The following is a 16,117-nucleotide window of genomic DNA, read 5'->3' as shown; positions in this document are numbered from 1 at the left end:
ACATGAAAAAAGCATTATTAAGTGTTTCTAACAAAAGAGGCATTGTAGAATTCGCACAATCATTAACAGAATTAGATTATGAATTATATTCAACTGGCGGTACTATGAAAGCTATCCAAGAAGCGGGTGTAGCTGTAAAATCTATTTCTGAATTAACACAATTCGATGAAATTATGGATGGTCGAGTGAAAACATTACATCCAGCGGTACACGGTGGTATTTTAGCTGATCGTGATAAACCAGAACATTTAACACAGTTAAAAGAACAAGATATCGATTTAATTGATATGGTAGTAGTCAATCTGTATCCTTTTAAAGAAACTGTGGCTAACCCTGATGTGACTGAAGCAGATGCAATTGAAAATATTGATATAGGTGGACCAACAATGTTGCGAGCAGCTGCCAAAAACTTTAAACATGTAACGACTATTGTACATCCTTCTGATTATAATGAAGTTATTGAACGTTTAAAAAATGACAATTTGGATGCCGCATATCGCAAGTCCTTAATGGTTAAAGTTTTTGAACATACAAATGAGTATGATGCAGCTATTGTAGAATTCTTTAATCAAAGTAAAGAAACGCTACGATATGGTGAAAACCCTCAACAGTCTGCACATTTTGTACGTACATCGAATGCTAAGCAAACACTTGGAGGCGCTAAACAATTACACGGGAAGCAATTAAGTTATAACAATATAAAAGATGCAGATGCAGCACTTGCATTAGTTAAAGAATTTCAGCAACCTACAGCAGTAGCTGTTAAACATATGAATCCATGTGGTGTGGGTATTGGTAATACAATTGACGAAGCATTTCAACATGCTTTTGAAGCAGATAGTCAATCCATTTTTGGTGGCATTGTCGCTTTAAATCATACTGTGGGCGAATCATTAGCAACAAAATTACATGAAATTTTCTTGGAAGTTGTAATTGCGCCTAAATTTACAGATGAAGCATTATCGATTTTAAGTCAAAAAAAGAATATCCGTTTATTAGAAATTGATATGACGTTAGATAAAAATGAACAAGAAGTCGTATCTGTATCTGGTGGTTATTTAGTTCAAGACAAAGACAATGTGGCAATTAAGCGTGAAGATATAGCAGTAGTAACTAATGAGACACCTACGGAAGCACAGTGGGAAGCAATGTTATTAGGCTGGAAAGTTGTTGCATCTGTTAAAAGTAATGCAGTAATTTTAAGTAATGCGAAACAAACTGTCGGTATCGGTGCTGGACAGATGAATCGTGTGGGCTCGGCTCAAATTGCTATTGAGCGCGCAATCGAAATTAATGATGATGTCGTTATGGTTTCAGATGGCTTTTTCCCAATGGATGATACAGTAGAACTCGCTGCACAACATGGTATTAAGGCAATAATTCAACCTGGTGGTTCGATTAAAGACCAAGCCTCAATCGATATGGCTAATAAACATGGTATTGCTATGGTGACAACAGGCGTGCGTCACTTTAAACATTAATATACAGGGGGACACCACAAATGAATGTACTTGTTATTGGTACAGGAGGTAGGGAGCATGCAATTGCTCATAAATTGAAGCAATCTGATTTAGTAAAACATATCTTTGCTATTCCAGGCAATGATGCAATGACAAATATAGCTGAGGTGCATACTGAAATTGCTGAAACAGCGCATAATGAAATTGTGGCATTTGCTAAAGCGCACGACATCGAGTGGACTATTATTGGACCTGAACAACCATTGACTGAAGGTCTTGCTGATCAATTACGTCAAGAAAATATTAAAGTGTTTGGCCCAAGTAAAGCAGCAGCACAAATTGAAGGTTCGAAACTTTTTGCTAAACAAATAATGGAAAGACACAATATTCCTACGGCAACTTATAAGGAAATCGACACTAAAACACAAGCGCTAGAATATATTAAGCAGTGTGACTATCCTATAGTGTTGAAAAAAGATGGTTTAGCAGCAGGAAAAGGGGTCATTATTGCTGAAAACATAGAGCAGGCTCAAAGTGGAGTAGAAACGCTTTATCCCGAAGAGCAGGGCTTAGTAGTTTTTGAAACGTTTTTAGAAGGTGAAGAATTTTCATTGATGACTTTTGTTAATGGCGATTATGCTGTACCTTTTGACTGTATTGCTCAAGATCATAAGCGAGCTTTTGATAATGACCAGGGACCGAATACTGGAGGTATGGGTGCGTATTGTCCTGTACCACATATTGGTGCTGACATTTTGCAACAAACGAATGAAACAATTGCACAACCAATAGCTAAAGCTTTGCATGATGAAGGTTATCCTTTCTTTGGCGTATTATATATTGGTGCTATTATTACGGCAGATGGTCCAAAAGTGATTGAATTTAATGCTCGTTTTGGTGATCCGGAAGCGCAAGTATTATTGGCGAGAATGGACAGCGATTTAATGCAACATATTGTTGAGTTAGAGCAAAAGGCGCCGATTGAATTTAAATGGAAAGACAATGCTGTAGTTGGTGTGATGCTTGCTTCTAAAGGCTACCCAGGTAGCTATGAAAAAGGCCAATTAGTATCTGGATTTGATTTAGATGGCACATACTTTGTGAGTGGATTGAAGCTGCAGCAGGAACAGTATGTTACAAGTGGTGGTCGTGTTATCTTGGCATTAGGCGAAGGCGTGTCTATAGATAAAGCGAAAGAACAAGCGTATCAAGCAGTAAAACGAATTAACAGTGATGCTTTGTTTTATCGTCAAGATATAAGTAATAAAGCACTGAGATAATACGTTTAGTAGTTTTTTAATTTTAGTCATTAAATGTGGTAAAGGTATAGAGCTCATTATAATAAGGACCCATTCATTTTAGATGAATGGGTCCTTTTGGTTTTAGATATTAGTAAAATTAAATGCTGCTGTTACTTGCTAATTTAAACTGGTATCAATGTTCGAATGGTCGGTTAATAAATATTAGAAATTCTCACATCATGAATACCAGTAATAGGGAAAAAGTGAGCACCTAGCATAGCTAATACTATACATAGTATTACAACTACAAAGGTTAAAATATCTTTATATGAAAAGGTCGTATGATAATAATACGTTCTTGGACCACTTCGAAATCCTTTCTTTTCCATAGCTACAGATAATTGATGTGCTTTTCTAATATTTTGACTGAGTAATGGTATCAATAAATGTTTAATTCTATTAATACCTCGGTAGTTTTTAGCTGGTATCATTTGATAACGCATTTTTAGTGAACGTTGCAATTGAATTAATGAGCTTATCATTAATGGAACCATTCGAAATGCGGCCATAAAGGCATATGCAACTTTAGGTTTTACTTTCAAATGTTGCATTAAACTATAAAATATCATCACAATTTGTGAAGTGAAAGCTATCAATATACCAAAGAGTGAGACTGTTAGTGTTCTAAGCATCAAATGTAAACCACGAATTAAACTTTCGCTACTTATTTGAATAAAACCGAATTTGAATAATACATGAGTGCCATCACCATAAAAAATCATGAATAGGGCAGATATCAGGCTGAAGAACAGAGTAAACATAACAAATATTAAGGTGATATATAGACGTACACCATTACATATTAGTAGGAAAATAAGCATGAATATTGCCAAATATAACATCAAATCAAATTGATGCACAAAAATGACAAAGAAAAATAGTAATACGGCAATGATTAATTTTGTAATGATATTCACATCATCCATAAAAGTATGGCGGACTTTCCATAATTCAAACATGGGTTTCACCTGACAATTCTATAAGTTGTTGTTGCTCTATATGTAATCGTCTTGTAGCATAACGATTAATAATTTCAGCATCATGAGTCACCATGATAACAGTTTGACCTTCAGTGACACGTTGTTGAAATAATGAGATGAGATTAAATGTATTGTGACTATCTAAACCAAATGTCGGCTCATCTAACAATATAATATCAGCTTCAGCACTCAAGGCTGTAGCAACACTTAAACGACGTTTTTGACCCATCGATAATTCGTAAGGATGTTGTGTCATAACATGTTCCAGACTGAGCGTTTGCAATAATTCCTTTGTTTTACGTTTAGCATTTGCACTATCAGATTTATTGAACTGAAGCAGCACTTCATCGTATACCGAATTAGTAATAAATTGTAGTTCAGGATTTTGGTAGACTAAATAACTATATTGGGCCATGTTTTTGATTTTTTTAATACGTTTATCGTTAATATACATGTCGCCATGATATTTGATTAATTGCATAATGGACTCTAACAGAGAAGTTTTTCCGCTACCATTTGGCCCGGTAATAGTTATGAATTCACTAGGTTTAATTGACATTTTATCAATTGTTATTAATGTTTTAGCACCACGCTTAATTTCACCATTGATAAAAGTGAACAACTCTTGTTGTACAGTATCATTATTACTCAATATAGCTTTAGGGGCATGTGACCAAGCATTAGGATGCCAAACACCATATTCAGTCAATAAATCTTCATATTGTTGTAGCATCATCTGCGGTGGTGCATCTGCAATAATTTTGCCTTCATAATTGAAGAGTAAAACACGATCGATATGTTCCCATATATGAGCAACCTTATGTTCTACAATTAATACGGTTTTATCTTGCCATAAAGCTTTAATTTTAGTCCATAATTCCTGAGTTGCTGATTCATCTAACATTGCAGTAGGTTCATCCAGAAAGAGCGTTTGTGCATTTTGTAACAGTGTTTCAGCGATAGCTAATTTTTGTTTCATTCCACCACTGAGTTGACTTATAAACTGATGTGGATTGACATGCAAATCTACAGCTTTGAGCGCACTTGAAATTTTAGCATCCATTTCAGCTCTTGGGACTTGTTGGTTTTCTAAAATAAACGCCAGTTCTTCATGTACTTTTGGCATGCAAAATTGACTATCAGGATCTTGAAAAATGACACCGCTATGAGTATCAATTTCTAGCTGGTCGTATTTCATCGGTAATTCAATCAAATCAGGTACAATGCCACTTAATACATTTAAAAGCGTACTTTTTCCTGAACCAGAAGGTCCTAATAATAGTACTTTTTCACCTGTTTTAATATTGATATCTAGACCATCGAAAATTTTATGGTCAGTGTTTGGATATTTTAAACGTAAATTTTTAGCAGTTAACACGTATAGTACTCCTTATAAATTGTCATAATCTTTTTGTGAAGAAGGGCGAAATAATCTTGTAACACCTGTCTGGTCTAATGCTTTGACGATAATATATGACAATAATCCAGCTACTATGATACCGCTAATCAATCTAAAACCAATGTATAAAGCAAGATTCCAACTTGCGATTTCAGCTAAATAGCCATAAGCAAAATCTAAAGGTAATGTTACTATTGCAGCTAATAATCCTGCTAACATCGCAACCATAGCAGTACGTGATTTATATTTGAAAATTGCAAAGATAATTTCACAAGCTAATCCTTGTAGTAATGCATAAATCATTGTCGCAATATCAAAGCGACCCATGACGATTGTTTCACCTGCACCAGCAGCAAACTCAGCTAATAGTGCAATGCCTGCCTTTGGAATAATCAAATAAGCTACTATTGCTGCCATAAACCAAGCACCATAAGTCAACTCTTCGATGTGTAAACCTGAAACCTGTACAGCTTTGTAAACAAAGTTCCATATGTTGTAAATCAATGCGAATACAACTGCAATTAAGACAGTCACTAAAATTTCTGACAGTTTTAAACCTTTTGACATTTAATATTCCTCCAAAAAAACGCACAACCTCTCTAGAAGGTTGCGCGTGTAAGATTGGGCAGAACTATACTGTACTATCGTCAAAAAGTATAATTTAGCACTTTCCTACGCTAGCTTTCATCTAGATCAGGTTCAAAGGGTTTGAGGGTATACCTCATCTCAGTCACAAAACACCCCTAGTGCGAATATTAATATTTATTTTATACTTAATGTATGACTTTTACTACAGTATGTCAAGCACATTTTCTATATACAGTTAATATCACAATTTCAGTAACAATTAAAATGTTGTTAGTCAAAAATATCTTGTATGTTTTTCTTTGTTTCCTCAGAATTCTCTTGATTCTGCTCTTTTTGTTCTTTTAATTCATCTTCAACTTCTTTAGCTTTCTCTGCTGCTTTTTTATTTACGTCGTCTTTAGTCATAATACTACACTCCTTATAGTAAACTAATAGAAAAAGATGTTACACATAACTTTTACCTCGTAAAAAATATTTAAAACAATTTGATGTCATTGTTATTGCAAATTAATGTAAAAATAAGTTATTGTTAAATAATCCGAAAAATGAGTTTGAATTTTGTTGAACTGTGGAAATTTGTTTATGATACAGTTTTATATCATACTCGAGACTTATTTAATGAGTTTAATAAAGACAAGAACAAGATGTTCATATATAATGACTTTGAGGTGAATGGTATGTCGTTTCTAAAAAAACACGCCGAAATATTATATAGTTATGTTATCGGCATAGTTTCACTTTTTATGGGGATAATTATACTCATCAATTTACCATTAATAGAGAAATTAAATGGTAAAGGTAAAGTAGAATTACATATCCATAATGTGTGGGATTTTTTCAACGCTTTTTTTAGTGAAATTATAAGAGTAGTTAGTAATTATATAGGCAATTTCCCAATTATAAGTGCGATTGTAATTATCCTATTTGGCTTATTAGTAATTGGGTTAGGGTGGACGTTGTATCGTACAACTCAGTATGATTATGATATTTCGATTTTCTTTTTAGTAGTAGGAATATTATATTTTTTAATAACACTCGTTTTAATGACGCAAGTATATAGCTTTTTTGCAATTTTATTTATTTTCCCTTTTATAATTCATATTGGTTATATCGTATATAAAGATGAATTATATACACACAATAGAAAATATCATTATTTATGGATTATTTTTAGTTATGGGATAGTATATTTGCTAACGCAATTAGTGCTATATAGCAGAATTGAAAGTGATGAAATTTTAACAATTGATATATTAAGTATTAACGTATTCTTCTTAATTATGTGGTTGCTTGGACAAATGTCTATTTGGAATTTCTTATTCTTAAGAAGAGCTTTACCTTTAACTAAGCAAGAACTTGGTGAGGAAGAGCCTGAGCTTTCTAGAACAAGTAAAGATTCTATGTCTAACCAAACTAAAATTCATTGGAAAAATATTCAAGATCGTACGACAGAGTTCACACGCAAAACACGTCGTAGTGTAGATATGGAAAAAATACGTAATAAAAAAGATAAATTTGTGAAGAAATGGAAAGACATCATCGATATTCAAGAGGACGATGTACCAAATTGGATGAAAAAGCCTAAATGGCTAAAAACAGTTTATGTAGAATTGTTCTGCGGTGCATTCCTTTTATTCTTTACACTTATCGAATTTAATAATAGAAATAGTTTGTTTGTGTCAGGTGATTGGGAAATCTCACAAACACAATATGTAATAGAATGGATTACCTTGTTACTGTTAATGTTAATTATGATAGCGTATATTCTTACAACATTGACTAATTATTTAAGAAATAAATTCTATTATATTCAGTTATTTATGATTAGTATTTTATTCTTCAAGTTATTAACTGAATTCGCCAATATTATGGTGCATGGTTTACTATTATCTATTTTTATCACGCCATTATTATTCTTAATGTTGATTGCAGTAACAGTTGCATTCGTCATCAAATTGCGTGAACGTAAACAAGAATAAATAAAATAACTATACTTGAAAGATAGCTTCAAAACATAAACAAGCCTTAGGCAACAGTTCGCCTAAGGCTTGTTTTATTTATCGTTATTGGATGATTTTATTAAATAACAGTGGTTTCCATTAGCCACATCGTCATTTTTAAATATTAATAACAGTAAAAATTAGCTTGGAATAGTACTAGCCGAAGACTACAGGCTGAGGCAATGCGTGCGTATAGCGTGCACAAAAACTGCTAACAATGTGTCTACTTTCATTGCCATATTGTCCTATAACATTGCTAAATCAACAAACTAAATATACTGTTTTTGATATTTATCTAAGACTTTTGCGAATAAAGAAGCTAAAACTTGTTGGAAAAGCATACAAAATACAACAGGCATGGCAACTTTTTTAGGGAAATACGTTACAGCAATTATTATGCCGATTGGTATGTTTCTCATGCCTCCAATCAGTACTAACGTTGTAGTGATTATAGTATTTTTGAAAAGTATGTGGCTTAGTATTAAGGCTAGAGCATATCCTATTGCTGCTAAGAAGAAAACCATTAATATAATGGCTAATAAATTCCAAGTGAAATTTGTAACATATGGAGTTACGGCGCTACTATTAATAATTACTATTGCGAAAAAGCTTAATTTTGAAAATGGTGCTAAAGTAACATTAAGTTTAGATGATTTGTTTTTTTAAAATTCATTTACTAATATTCCGAATATTGAGGGAATAACAATCATTAAAATTAAACCTTTTAGGATTGAAATAGTATCTATATTTATGGATTCTCCAACTAGTACATAAAGTAAGGTAGGTAAAATGATGGGTGCTAGTAGAGTGTCAATCAAGATGATTGAGAGACCTAATGGAAAATCTCCTTTGCATATATTAATCCAAATAATACTTGTAACGCCTGTAGGGATAGCTACAGATATTACAAAACCTATTGTAAGTAAATGATCGTTAAAAACTGTTTGAGTTAAAAAATATGCCCAAACAGGCATGAGGATATGTAAAAAAGCGATACTAAAAAGAATAATAAATGGGTGTTTGATAAACACTTTGATATCTTTAAATCTCATAGTTAGACTTCCAGCAAAAGTCATAAAAGCAAATAGCCAAGGAACTACAAAAAGTAACTGTTCTCCAATGAAATGAAAAAGAATGCCAATTACAACACAAAAAGGAGTCAGTATGGGCATCAGTTTTTGTAGTTTTTTATTAATTATATCTACCATAGTATATTTATCCCCCTTTGCTATACACTTATAGTATTAGGAAATTCATTTAGAAATAGCAATCATTTCAAAGTCTCTCTTTTATCAATAGATTTATTTTAACATACAATATTAGCAGTAATTTGGGTAGACTCTTGCGGGAACAGCACTCGCCGCAAATTACATGGTGAGGCAGTGTCCGCGGAAAGCGAGCACAAAAACTGCTAATAAAAAGGGGGATTTGGCGATAGTTTTTAATTTTTTGCTATATCTACTTTAATTACCATGCTAAAATAGTAACTGCTAAATTAAATAATAATAGTAGGAAGGTTGGCATCACATATGAAAACTGCCACTTTAAATAAAGGCAAGGAAACTAAGTATAAAAATCAATATCCTTTAATTGATGAAGAAGATATATACAATCACGACCATTTGAAAGAAGGAGATTTGTTTTATTTAGTCACTGAACAAGGCACATACATTGCTACATGTTATGTAGGAAGACAGCATAAAGGACTTGGATGGGTATTATCTTATGACCAACAACAAAATATTGATATTGCATTTTTTGAAAAGCTATTTACACTCGCTAAAGAAGATAGAACTTACTTTTATAATTTAGAAGGTACGAATGCATTTAGATTATTTAATAGTGAAGGTGACGGTGTAGGTGGACTTACTATAGATAATTATAATGGCCATTTATTAATACAGTGGTACTCTAAAGGTATTTATAAATTTAAATATTTAATCTTACAAGCGATACAAAATGTATTTCAATACACATCAATTTTTGAAAAAATGAGATTTAAAGATACTGATTTCGAGGGTGGCTTTGTAACTGGAGAAGCGCCTGAATTTCCAATCGTTATAGAAGAAAACTTCGCATTTTATAATGTTAATTTAAATGATGGACTAATGACGGGTATCTTTTTAGATCAAAAAGAAGTACGTAAGAAATTACGTGATCAATTTGCGTCAAATAACAAGGTGTTGAATTTATTTAGTTATACTGGAGCATTTTCAGTTATATCAGCACCAATTGCCGAACAAACTACAAGTGTCGATTTAGCCAATCGTTCCCGTAGTTTAACTGAAGAGAACTTCGGCTTAAATAGCATTGATCCGAAATCACAATATATTTACGTAATGGATACATTTGATTTTTATAGTTATGCCGAACGTCATCAATTGTTATACGATACGATTGTTATCGATCCACCAAGCTTTGCACGTAATAAAAAGAAAACATTTTCTGTAATGAAAGATTATGACAAGTTAATTGATGGCGCTTTAAATATTCTAGCACCACAAGGTACATTACTATTATGTACCAATAATAGTGCATATTCATTAAAATCCTTTAAAAATACTGTTAAAAAGACATTAGAAGATGCTGATGTGGATTATGACATTGTAGAAGTTATGGGCTTACCTAAAGACTTTAAAACACATCCACATTACAAGCCATCTAAATATTTAAAAGCAATTTTTGTACAAGTTAAATAAAATCAGTGAAAATAGGGTAATTATGTTATTGAATGCAATATATTTGAGGAGTGAATTAAAGTGAGCATAAAAAACAAAATTACGAATAATTTAACTAATAAAGTCGGAAATAAAGTTTTAGATATTGAAGAAATTAAACAAAAAAGTAATATACCAACAACTCAACAAGAAATAGCAGATAGACGTGATCGTGCTATGGCTTTAGTCAGAAAAAAATCATTATTATCTTCTGGAGCTAGTGTGGTACCAATTCCTGGATTAGGGTTTAGTGTAGATTTAAAACTCATGAAAGATATTATAGAAGATGTGAATAAGATTTATGGTTTAGATCATAAGCAAGTAAATTCGATGGGTGACGATATAAAAGAACGTATTTATACCACTGCAGCAATTCAAGGAAGTCAATTTGTTGGCAAAAAAGTGTCTAATGCGATATTAAAAGTAGTGATTAGAGATGTTGCTAAACGAACTGCAGCGAAACAAACAAAATGGTTCCCTATAGTTGGACAAGCTATTTCTGCTTCAATAAGTTATTATTTAATGAAGAAAATCGGTGACGATCATATTGAAAAATGTGAAAAGGTTGCCCAATCTTTAGTCTAAAAAATAAATAAAATTGCAGCGTTTTCACAAATTGGCTAAAATATCCCTAGATATTATCATATCTAGGGATTAACGAATTGAATTTATAAATATAATTTGGTAATGTAAATATATAAAACTTTGTTAGGTTTTATAATAAACTAACGATTCTAACTATACGAAGGAGATATCATATTATGGAACAAAATTCATATGTAATTATTGACGAAACGGGGATTCATGCACGCCCAGCAACAATGCTTGTTCAAACAGCATCAAAATTTGATTCAGATATTCAATTAGAATACAACGGTAAAAAAGTTAACTTGAAATCTATTATGGGTGTTATGAGCTTAGGTGTAGGTAAAGATGCAGAGATCACTATCTATGCTGACGGTAGCGATGAAACTGATGCAATTACAGCAATCACTGAAGTGTTATCAAAAGAAGGATTAACTAAATAATATGCCAAACTATATTAAAGGTATCGCTGCATCAGATGGTGTAGCTATTGCGAGAGCATACTTATTAGTTGAACCTGATTTATCATTTGATAACAATAAAGTGTCAGATGTAAATGCAGAAGTCGAAAAGTTTCAAAATGCTATCAATACATCCAAAATCGAATTAACTAAAATTAGAAATAATGCTGAGCAAAATCTTGGTGCTGATAAAGCAGCGATTTTTGATGCACATTTATTAGTATTAGATGATCCAGAGTTAATTCAACCAATAGAAGAAAAAATTAATAATGAACAAGTTAACGCACCAACAGCTTTAACTGAAGTAACTGATCAGTTCATTACTATCTTTGATTCGATGGATAATGAATACATGAAAGAGCGTGCAGCTGATATTCGTGACGTAAGAAAGCGTGTACTAGCTAATCTTTTAGGCGTAGAATTACCCAATCCAAGTATGATCGATGAAAGCGTTGTTATTATTGGTAATGATTTAACACCATCTGATACAGCGCAGTTAAACAAAGAATTTGTACAAGGATTTGTAACAAATATTGGGGGAAGAACGTCACATTCAGCAATTATGAGCCGTTCTTTAGAAATCCCTGCTGTTGTTGGTTCAAAAACAATAACAGACGAAGTAAACCAAGGTGATATGGTTATTGTAGACGGTTTAACAGGGGAAGTAATTGTTGATCCTACAAGTGATGAAGTGATCGCTTATGAAAATAAACGTGAACGTTTCTTTGAAGATAAAAAAGAATTACAAAAATTGCGTGATGAAGAAACGGTTACTGTAGATGGTGTCCATGCAGAATTAGCTGCAAATATTGGAACGCCAAATGATCTTTCTGGTGTAATAGAAAATGGTGCGGAAGGTATTGGTTTATATCGTACTGAATTTTTATACATGGGTAGAGATCAGTTACCTACAGAAGATGAACAATTTGAAGCATATAAAGAAGTTATCCAATCAATGGATGGTAAACGTGTCGTAGTACGTACATTAGATATAGGTGGAGATAAAGAACTACCATATTTAGATTTACCTGATGAAATGAATCCATTCTTAGGCTATCGTGCTATCAGATTATGTTTAGATCAACCTGAAATTTTCAGACCACAATTGCGTGCTTTGCTACGTGCATCTGTTTACGGTAAATTAAATATTATGTTCCCAATGGTTGCTACAATTCAAGAATTCCGTGATGCTAAAGCAATCTTATTAGAAGAGAAAGAGAATTTAACAAATGAAGGTGTAGATGTTTCAGATGATATTGAAATCGGTATCATGGTCGAAATTCCTTCAACAGCAGCTTTAGCAGATGTTTTTGCTAAAGAAGTTGATTTCTTCAGTATTGGAACAAATGATTTAATACAATATACTATGGCAGCAGATAGAATGTCTGAACGTGTGTCATACTTGTACCAACCTTACAATCCTGCTATTTTACGTTTAGTAAAACAAGTGATTGAAGCTTCTCATAAAGAGAATAAATGGACAGGTATGTGCGGTGAAATGGCTGGAGACGAAACTGCTATTCCAATTTTATTAGGTTTAGGCTTAGATGAATTTTCTATGAGTGCGTCTTCTGTATTAAAAGCACGTAGACAAATTAAAGGTTTAAGTAAAAATGAAATGAACGAATTAGCTGAACGTGCCATTGATTGTGCAACAACAGAAGAAGTTGAAGCATTAGTACGTGAATATTCGAAATAACAAAAAAGTTTATTAAGCGATTATCGCTTAATAAACTTTTTTTGTATTTTTAAGAATTTAGAGATAATGTATTATTTATTTTATCCATGTCGATTTGATACATTGGTTCATTGTCTAATAAAATAAAAGGAGTTGCGAACGCATCATAATCCATCATTTCATGTTTATATTGACTATTTTGATTGATATTTTTTTCGATATAACTAATGTTATGCTCGGATAAATAATTTTTAATAAACGTACATGGTGGACATTCATGTTGTGTATAAATTATAATTTCAGTCAAAGCTCTACATCCTTTCCACAAGTATTTAGTTCATAATATATAGATGATACTAGAAAAATTCAACTTTGTGAATGGTCTGTGACAAGTCATTAATTTGTCACTATTATTTTCATTCTAAAATATTTCATCTTTTTAGCACGCGCGATATAATAAATAGACGTTGTGATTTTACTCACAAATATAATTAAAAGGTGATGTTATGGATTCAGTAGAATTAGCTAGATTTCTGACTGGTATGACTCTAGCAGTACACATAATATTTGCAACTATTGGCGTAGGTATGCCACTTATGTTTGCAATAGCAGAATTTTTAGGAATTAAAAATAAGGATCCTCATTACATGACATTAGCTAAACGGTGGTCAAAAGGATATACAATTACCGTAGCAGTTGGTGTTGTGACAGGTACAATTATAGGATTACAATTATCATTGTTATGGCCTACATTTATGCAAATAGGTGGCCATGTTATTGCATTACCGCTCTTTTTAGAAACGTTCGCATTCTTTTTTGAAGCAATATTTCTTAGTATATATTTATACACTTGGAAAAGATTTAAAAATAGATGGCTACATTTTCTTTTAAGTATTCCTGTTATTATTGGTGGTTCATTCTCTGCGTTATTTATAACGTCAGTAAACTCATTTATGAATACACCGGCAGGATTCGATATGAAAGACGGGAAAATGGTCAATGTTGAACCATTAGCAGCTATGTTCAACCCGTCATTTTTAGTACGTTCTTTTCATGTTGTAGCTACAGCACTAATGACTATGGCGTTCATTTTAGCAGCTATAGCAGCTTACAAAATATTAAAAAATAAATTTAAAAAAGATACAACATATCATGTTAAAGCATTAAAATTAACTATGGTGTTAGGGTTAGTATTTACTTTAGGATCTATGTTAGCTGGTGATTTATCTGCTAAATTCTTACATCAAGAGCAACCTGAAAAATTAGCAGCTTATGAATGGCATTTTGATTCGGAATCCAATGCAGATTTAGTCTTATTTGGTACTCTGGATGAAGAGACTCAAGAAGTGTCAGGGGCTATTAAAGTGCCTGGTATTTTAAGCTTTTTAGCCGATAACAGTTTTGATACTGAAGTAAAAGGCTTAAATGATTTTTCAAAATCAGTGACACCGCCGTTAATTGTACATTACTTCTTTGATATTATGGTCTTTTTAGGCGTTTTCTGTTTTGTAGTTTCTGGTATTTACGTGACGATGTTGTGTATTAAAAAATTAAGAAAATATCTTCATGTTAAACCGATGCTTTTTGGTATTTTACTAACAGGACCTGGTGCAATGTTAGCGATTGAGTCAGGTTGGTTCTTAACAGAGATGGGCAGACAGCCATGGATTTTAAGAGGCTATCTAAAAGTTGAACAAGCGGCAACTCAAGCGGGTGGACTGACTTTAGTTACCATTTTATTCGCAATTTTATACTTTGTCTTATTGGTAACGACTTCATATGTACTAATCAGAATGTTTAAAGAGAAGCCCGCGTATCAAGAATTTGAAGCTATTGCTAATGAAAGAGGTGAGAAATAATGGTATTTGCACATATTGGAATAATCGTTTTATGGCTATTCTTATTTTGTTATATTATTATTGCCTCTATAGATTTTGGTGCAGGTTTCTTTGCTTTACACGCTAAGATTACTAAACAAGATAAAAAAATTAATCATTTGATTTCACGATATTTAAATCCGGTATGGGAAGTAACAAATGTCTTCTTTGTGTTTTTCTTCGTAGGCATTGTAGGGTTCTTCCCAGATTCTGCCAAATACTTTGGTACGGTTTTACTCATTCCTGCATCTATTGCGTTAATTTTAATAACTATACGCGGTAGTTTCTATGCGTTTGAAAACTATGGCCAAGACTCTAAATTGCAATGGCTAGCTTTATATGGATTAACTGGCTTGTTTATTCCAGCATCATTGGCAACTGCATTAACCATTTCAGAAGGTGGTTTTGTGATTCAGAAAGGAAATCAGATTGATTTAGATTGGGTAGAGTTATTATTAAGTCCATTTTCATGGTCAGTAGTATTTTTAGCTGTTATCTCAGTGTTATATATTTCATCTGGTTTCTTAACGTTTTATGCACATAAAGCAAAAGATAGCAAAGCTTATCAGTTATTAAGGTATTGGTTTTTATTCTGGGGTCCACCAATGCTCGCTATATCACTTTTCGTCTTTTTATCATTAAGAGTGCAAAATGAAGGGCATTTTGTAACAGCAGTTACTGATTATTGGTGGATGTTCTTACTAAGTTTAATTTGTTTTACTGTCGCTATGCTGTTTACGTTACAAAAAAAATGGCATGGTTGGGCATTCATATTAGTCATTTTCCAAATGGGATTCGCTTTCTTTGGATACGGTATTAGTAAATTACCTTATTTATTATACCCAATGGTCAAACTTGATCATGCAGTTGTAAATGATAATATGGCAATAGCATTAACCATTTCATTTATTTTAGGTTTACTTTTACTCATACCATCGTTAATATTATTATTGAAATTGTTTGTTTTTGATAAGGAATATGTAGAAGGTAAAAAATAAACAATAAAATTGTTTCATAGACTAAAAAAGATTGAGCAATTAACTTAGCGTGATTGCTCAACTTTTTATACTT

General features: G+C 32.5%; 16 protein-coding genes and 1 riboswitch. Of the genes, 10 read left to right on the top strand and 6 right to left on the bottom strand.

All coding sequences use genetic code 11. The features are described from left to right. The first annotated feature begins 2 nt into the window (after positions 1-2). Together purH and purD are read left to right on the top strand one after the other, a co-directional pair. Complete coding sequence (gene purH / locus MUA37_RS09130) at positions 3-1,481, top strand: bifunctional phosphoribosylaminoimidazolecarboxamide formyltransferase/IMP cyclohydrolase (RefSeq protein WP_232190747.1); 1,479 nt, start codon at positions 3-5, stop codon at positions 1,479-1,481. A gap of 20 nt (positions 1,482-1,501) precedes the next feature. Further along, positions 1,502-2,740 (top strand): phosphoribosylamine--glycine ligase, encoded by a 1,239-nt coding sequence (purD, locus tag MUA37_RS09125; RefSeq protein WP_021459048.1) that lies wholly within the window; start codon positions 1,502-1,504, stop codon positions 2,738-2,740. 173 nt (positions 2,741-2,913) lie between these two features. Here the strand turns inward: purD and MUA37_RS09120 are convergent, their stop codons facing one another. The 4 genes from MUA37_RS09120 to graF form a co-directional block, all read right to left on the bottom strand. Next, positions 2,914-3,720: an energy-coupling factor transporter transmembrane component T family protein gene (locus MUA37_RS09120; RefSeq protein WP_204171912.1), complete on the bottom strand. Its 807-nt coding sequence runs from the start codon at positions 3,718-3,720 to the stop codon at positions 2,914-2,916. Next, entirely contained in the window at positions 3,713-5,119 is a 1,407-nt protein-coding gene (locus tag MUA37_RS09115) for an ABC transporter ATP-binding protein (RefSeq protein WP_204171911.1), read from the bottom strand. Before MUA37_RS09115 ends, MUA37_RS09120 begins: the two co-directional genes overlap by 8 nt. Positions 5,120-5,131: 12 nt before the next feature. Then, on the bottom strand, positions 5,132-5,707 hold the full coding sequence (locus MUA37_RS09110) for an ECF transporter S component (RefSeq protein WP_002510855.1): 576 nt from the start codon (positions 5,705-5,707) through the stop codon (positions 5,132-5,134). Between the two features lie 85 nt (positions 5,708-5,792). Then, a riboswitch (TPP riboswitch) is annotated at positions 5,793-5,895 on the bottom strand. A gap of 103 nt (positions 5,896-5,998) precedes the next feature. Next, positions 5,999-6,133, bottom strand: a complete 135-nt coding sequence (gene graF, locus MUA37_RS09105) for a glycopeptide resistance-associated protein GraF (RefSeq protein ID WP_021459046.1) — start codon at positions 6,131-6,133, stop codon at positions 5,999-6,001. A gap of 272 nt (positions 6,134-6,405) precedes the next feature. On the opposite strand from graF, the gene auxA reads away from it, so the two are divergent. Then, on the top strand, positions 6,406-7,707 hold the full coding sequence (auxA, locus tag MUA37_RS09100) for a lipoteichoic acid stability factor AuxA (protein ID WP_103388151.1): 1,302 nt from the start codon (positions 6,406-6,408) through the stop codon (positions 7,705-7,707). Between the two features lie 378 nt (positions 7,708-8,085). Beyond that, the gene (locus MUA37_RS09095; RefSeq protein WP_142919642.1) at positions 8,086-8,394 is read left to right on the top strand and encodes a hypothetical protein; all 309 of its coding nucleotides are present in this window, start codon (positions 8,086-8,088) and stop codon (positions 8,392-8,394) included. Here MUA37_RS09095 and MUA37_RS09090 read toward each other — a convergent pair. Continuing rightward, positions 8,391-8,936, bottom strand: a complete 546-nt coding sequence (locus MUA37_RS09090; RefSeq protein WP_241954704.1) for a bile acid:sodium symporter family protein — start codon at positions 8,934-8,936, stop codon at positions 8,391-8,393. The genes MUA37_RS09095 and MUA37_RS09090 overlap by 4 nt on opposite strands. 321 nt (positions 8,937-9,257) lie before the next feature. On the opposite strand from MUA37_RS09090, the gene MUA37_RS09085 reads away from it, so the two are divergent. From MUA37_RS09085 to ptsP, 4 genes are all read left to right on the top strand, one after another. Further along, entirely contained in the window at positions 9,258-10,427 is a 1,170-nt protein-coding gene (locus MUA37_RS09085) for a class I SAM-dependent rRNA methyltransferase (RefSeq protein WP_002510850.1), read from the top strand. A gap of 60 nt (positions 10,428-10,487) precedes the next feature. Continuing rightward, entirely contained in the window at positions 10,488-11,030 is a 543-nt protein-coding gene (locus MUA37_RS09080) for a hypothetical protein (protein WP_002510849.1), read from the top strand. A gap of 176 nt (positions 11,031-11,206) precedes the next feature. Beyond that, positions 11,207-11,473 carry a phosphocarrier protein HPr gene (locus MUA37_RS09075; RefSeq protein ID WP_002510848.1) on the top strand — a complete coding sequence of 89 codons (267 nt, stop codon included), beginning with the start codon at positions 11,207-11,209 and terminating at the stop codon, positions 11,471-11,473. Between the two features lies 1 nt (position 11,474). Continuing rightward, positions 11,475-13,190: a phosphoenolpyruvate--protein phosphotransferase gene (gene ptsP / locus MUA37_RS09070; RefSeq protein WP_002510847.1), complete on the top strand. Its 1,716-nt coding sequence runs from the start codon at positions 11,475-11,477 to the stop codon at positions 13,188-13,190. Positions 13,191-13,239: 49 nt separating this feature from the next. Here the strand turns inward: ptsP and MUA37_RS09065 are convergent, their stop codons facing one another. Further along, positions 13,240-13,476 carry a glutaredoxin family protein gene (locus MUA37_RS09065; protein WP_002510846.1) on the bottom strand — a complete coding sequence of 79 codons (237 nt, stop codon included), beginning with the start codon at positions 13,474-13,476 and terminating at the stop codon, positions 13,240-13,242. 199 nt (positions 13,477-13,675) lie between these two features. Here MUA37_RS09065 and MUA37_RS09060 point away from each other — a divergent pair, with 199 nt between their 5' ends. Next, positions 13,676-15,028, top strand: coding sequence for a cytochrome ubiquinol oxidase subunit I (locus MUA37_RS09060; RefSeq protein ID WP_002510845.1), 1,353 nt, complete (start codon positions 13,676-13,678; stop codon positions 15,026-15,028). Then, positions 15,028-16,044, top strand: a complete 1,017-nt coding sequence (locus tag MUA37_RS09055) for a cytochrome d ubiquinol oxidase subunit II (RefSeq protein ID WP_002510844.1) — start codon at positions 15,028-15,030, stop codon at positions 16,042-16,044. The genes MUA37_RS09060 and MUA37_RS09055 overlap by 1 nt, the downstream gene beginning before the upstream one ends. Positions 16,045-16,117: the final 73 nt, after the last annotated feature.

Origin of the sequence: Staphylococcus arlettae (assembly GCF_025560845.1) — a bacterium.
Lineage (GTDB): Bacteria > Bacillota > Bacilli > Staphylococcales > Staphylococcaceae > Staphylococcus > Staphylococcus arlettae.
The sequence above is the reverse complement of the archived record's forward strand: the minus strand, read 5'-3'. Positions and strand labels throughout refer to the sequence as shown.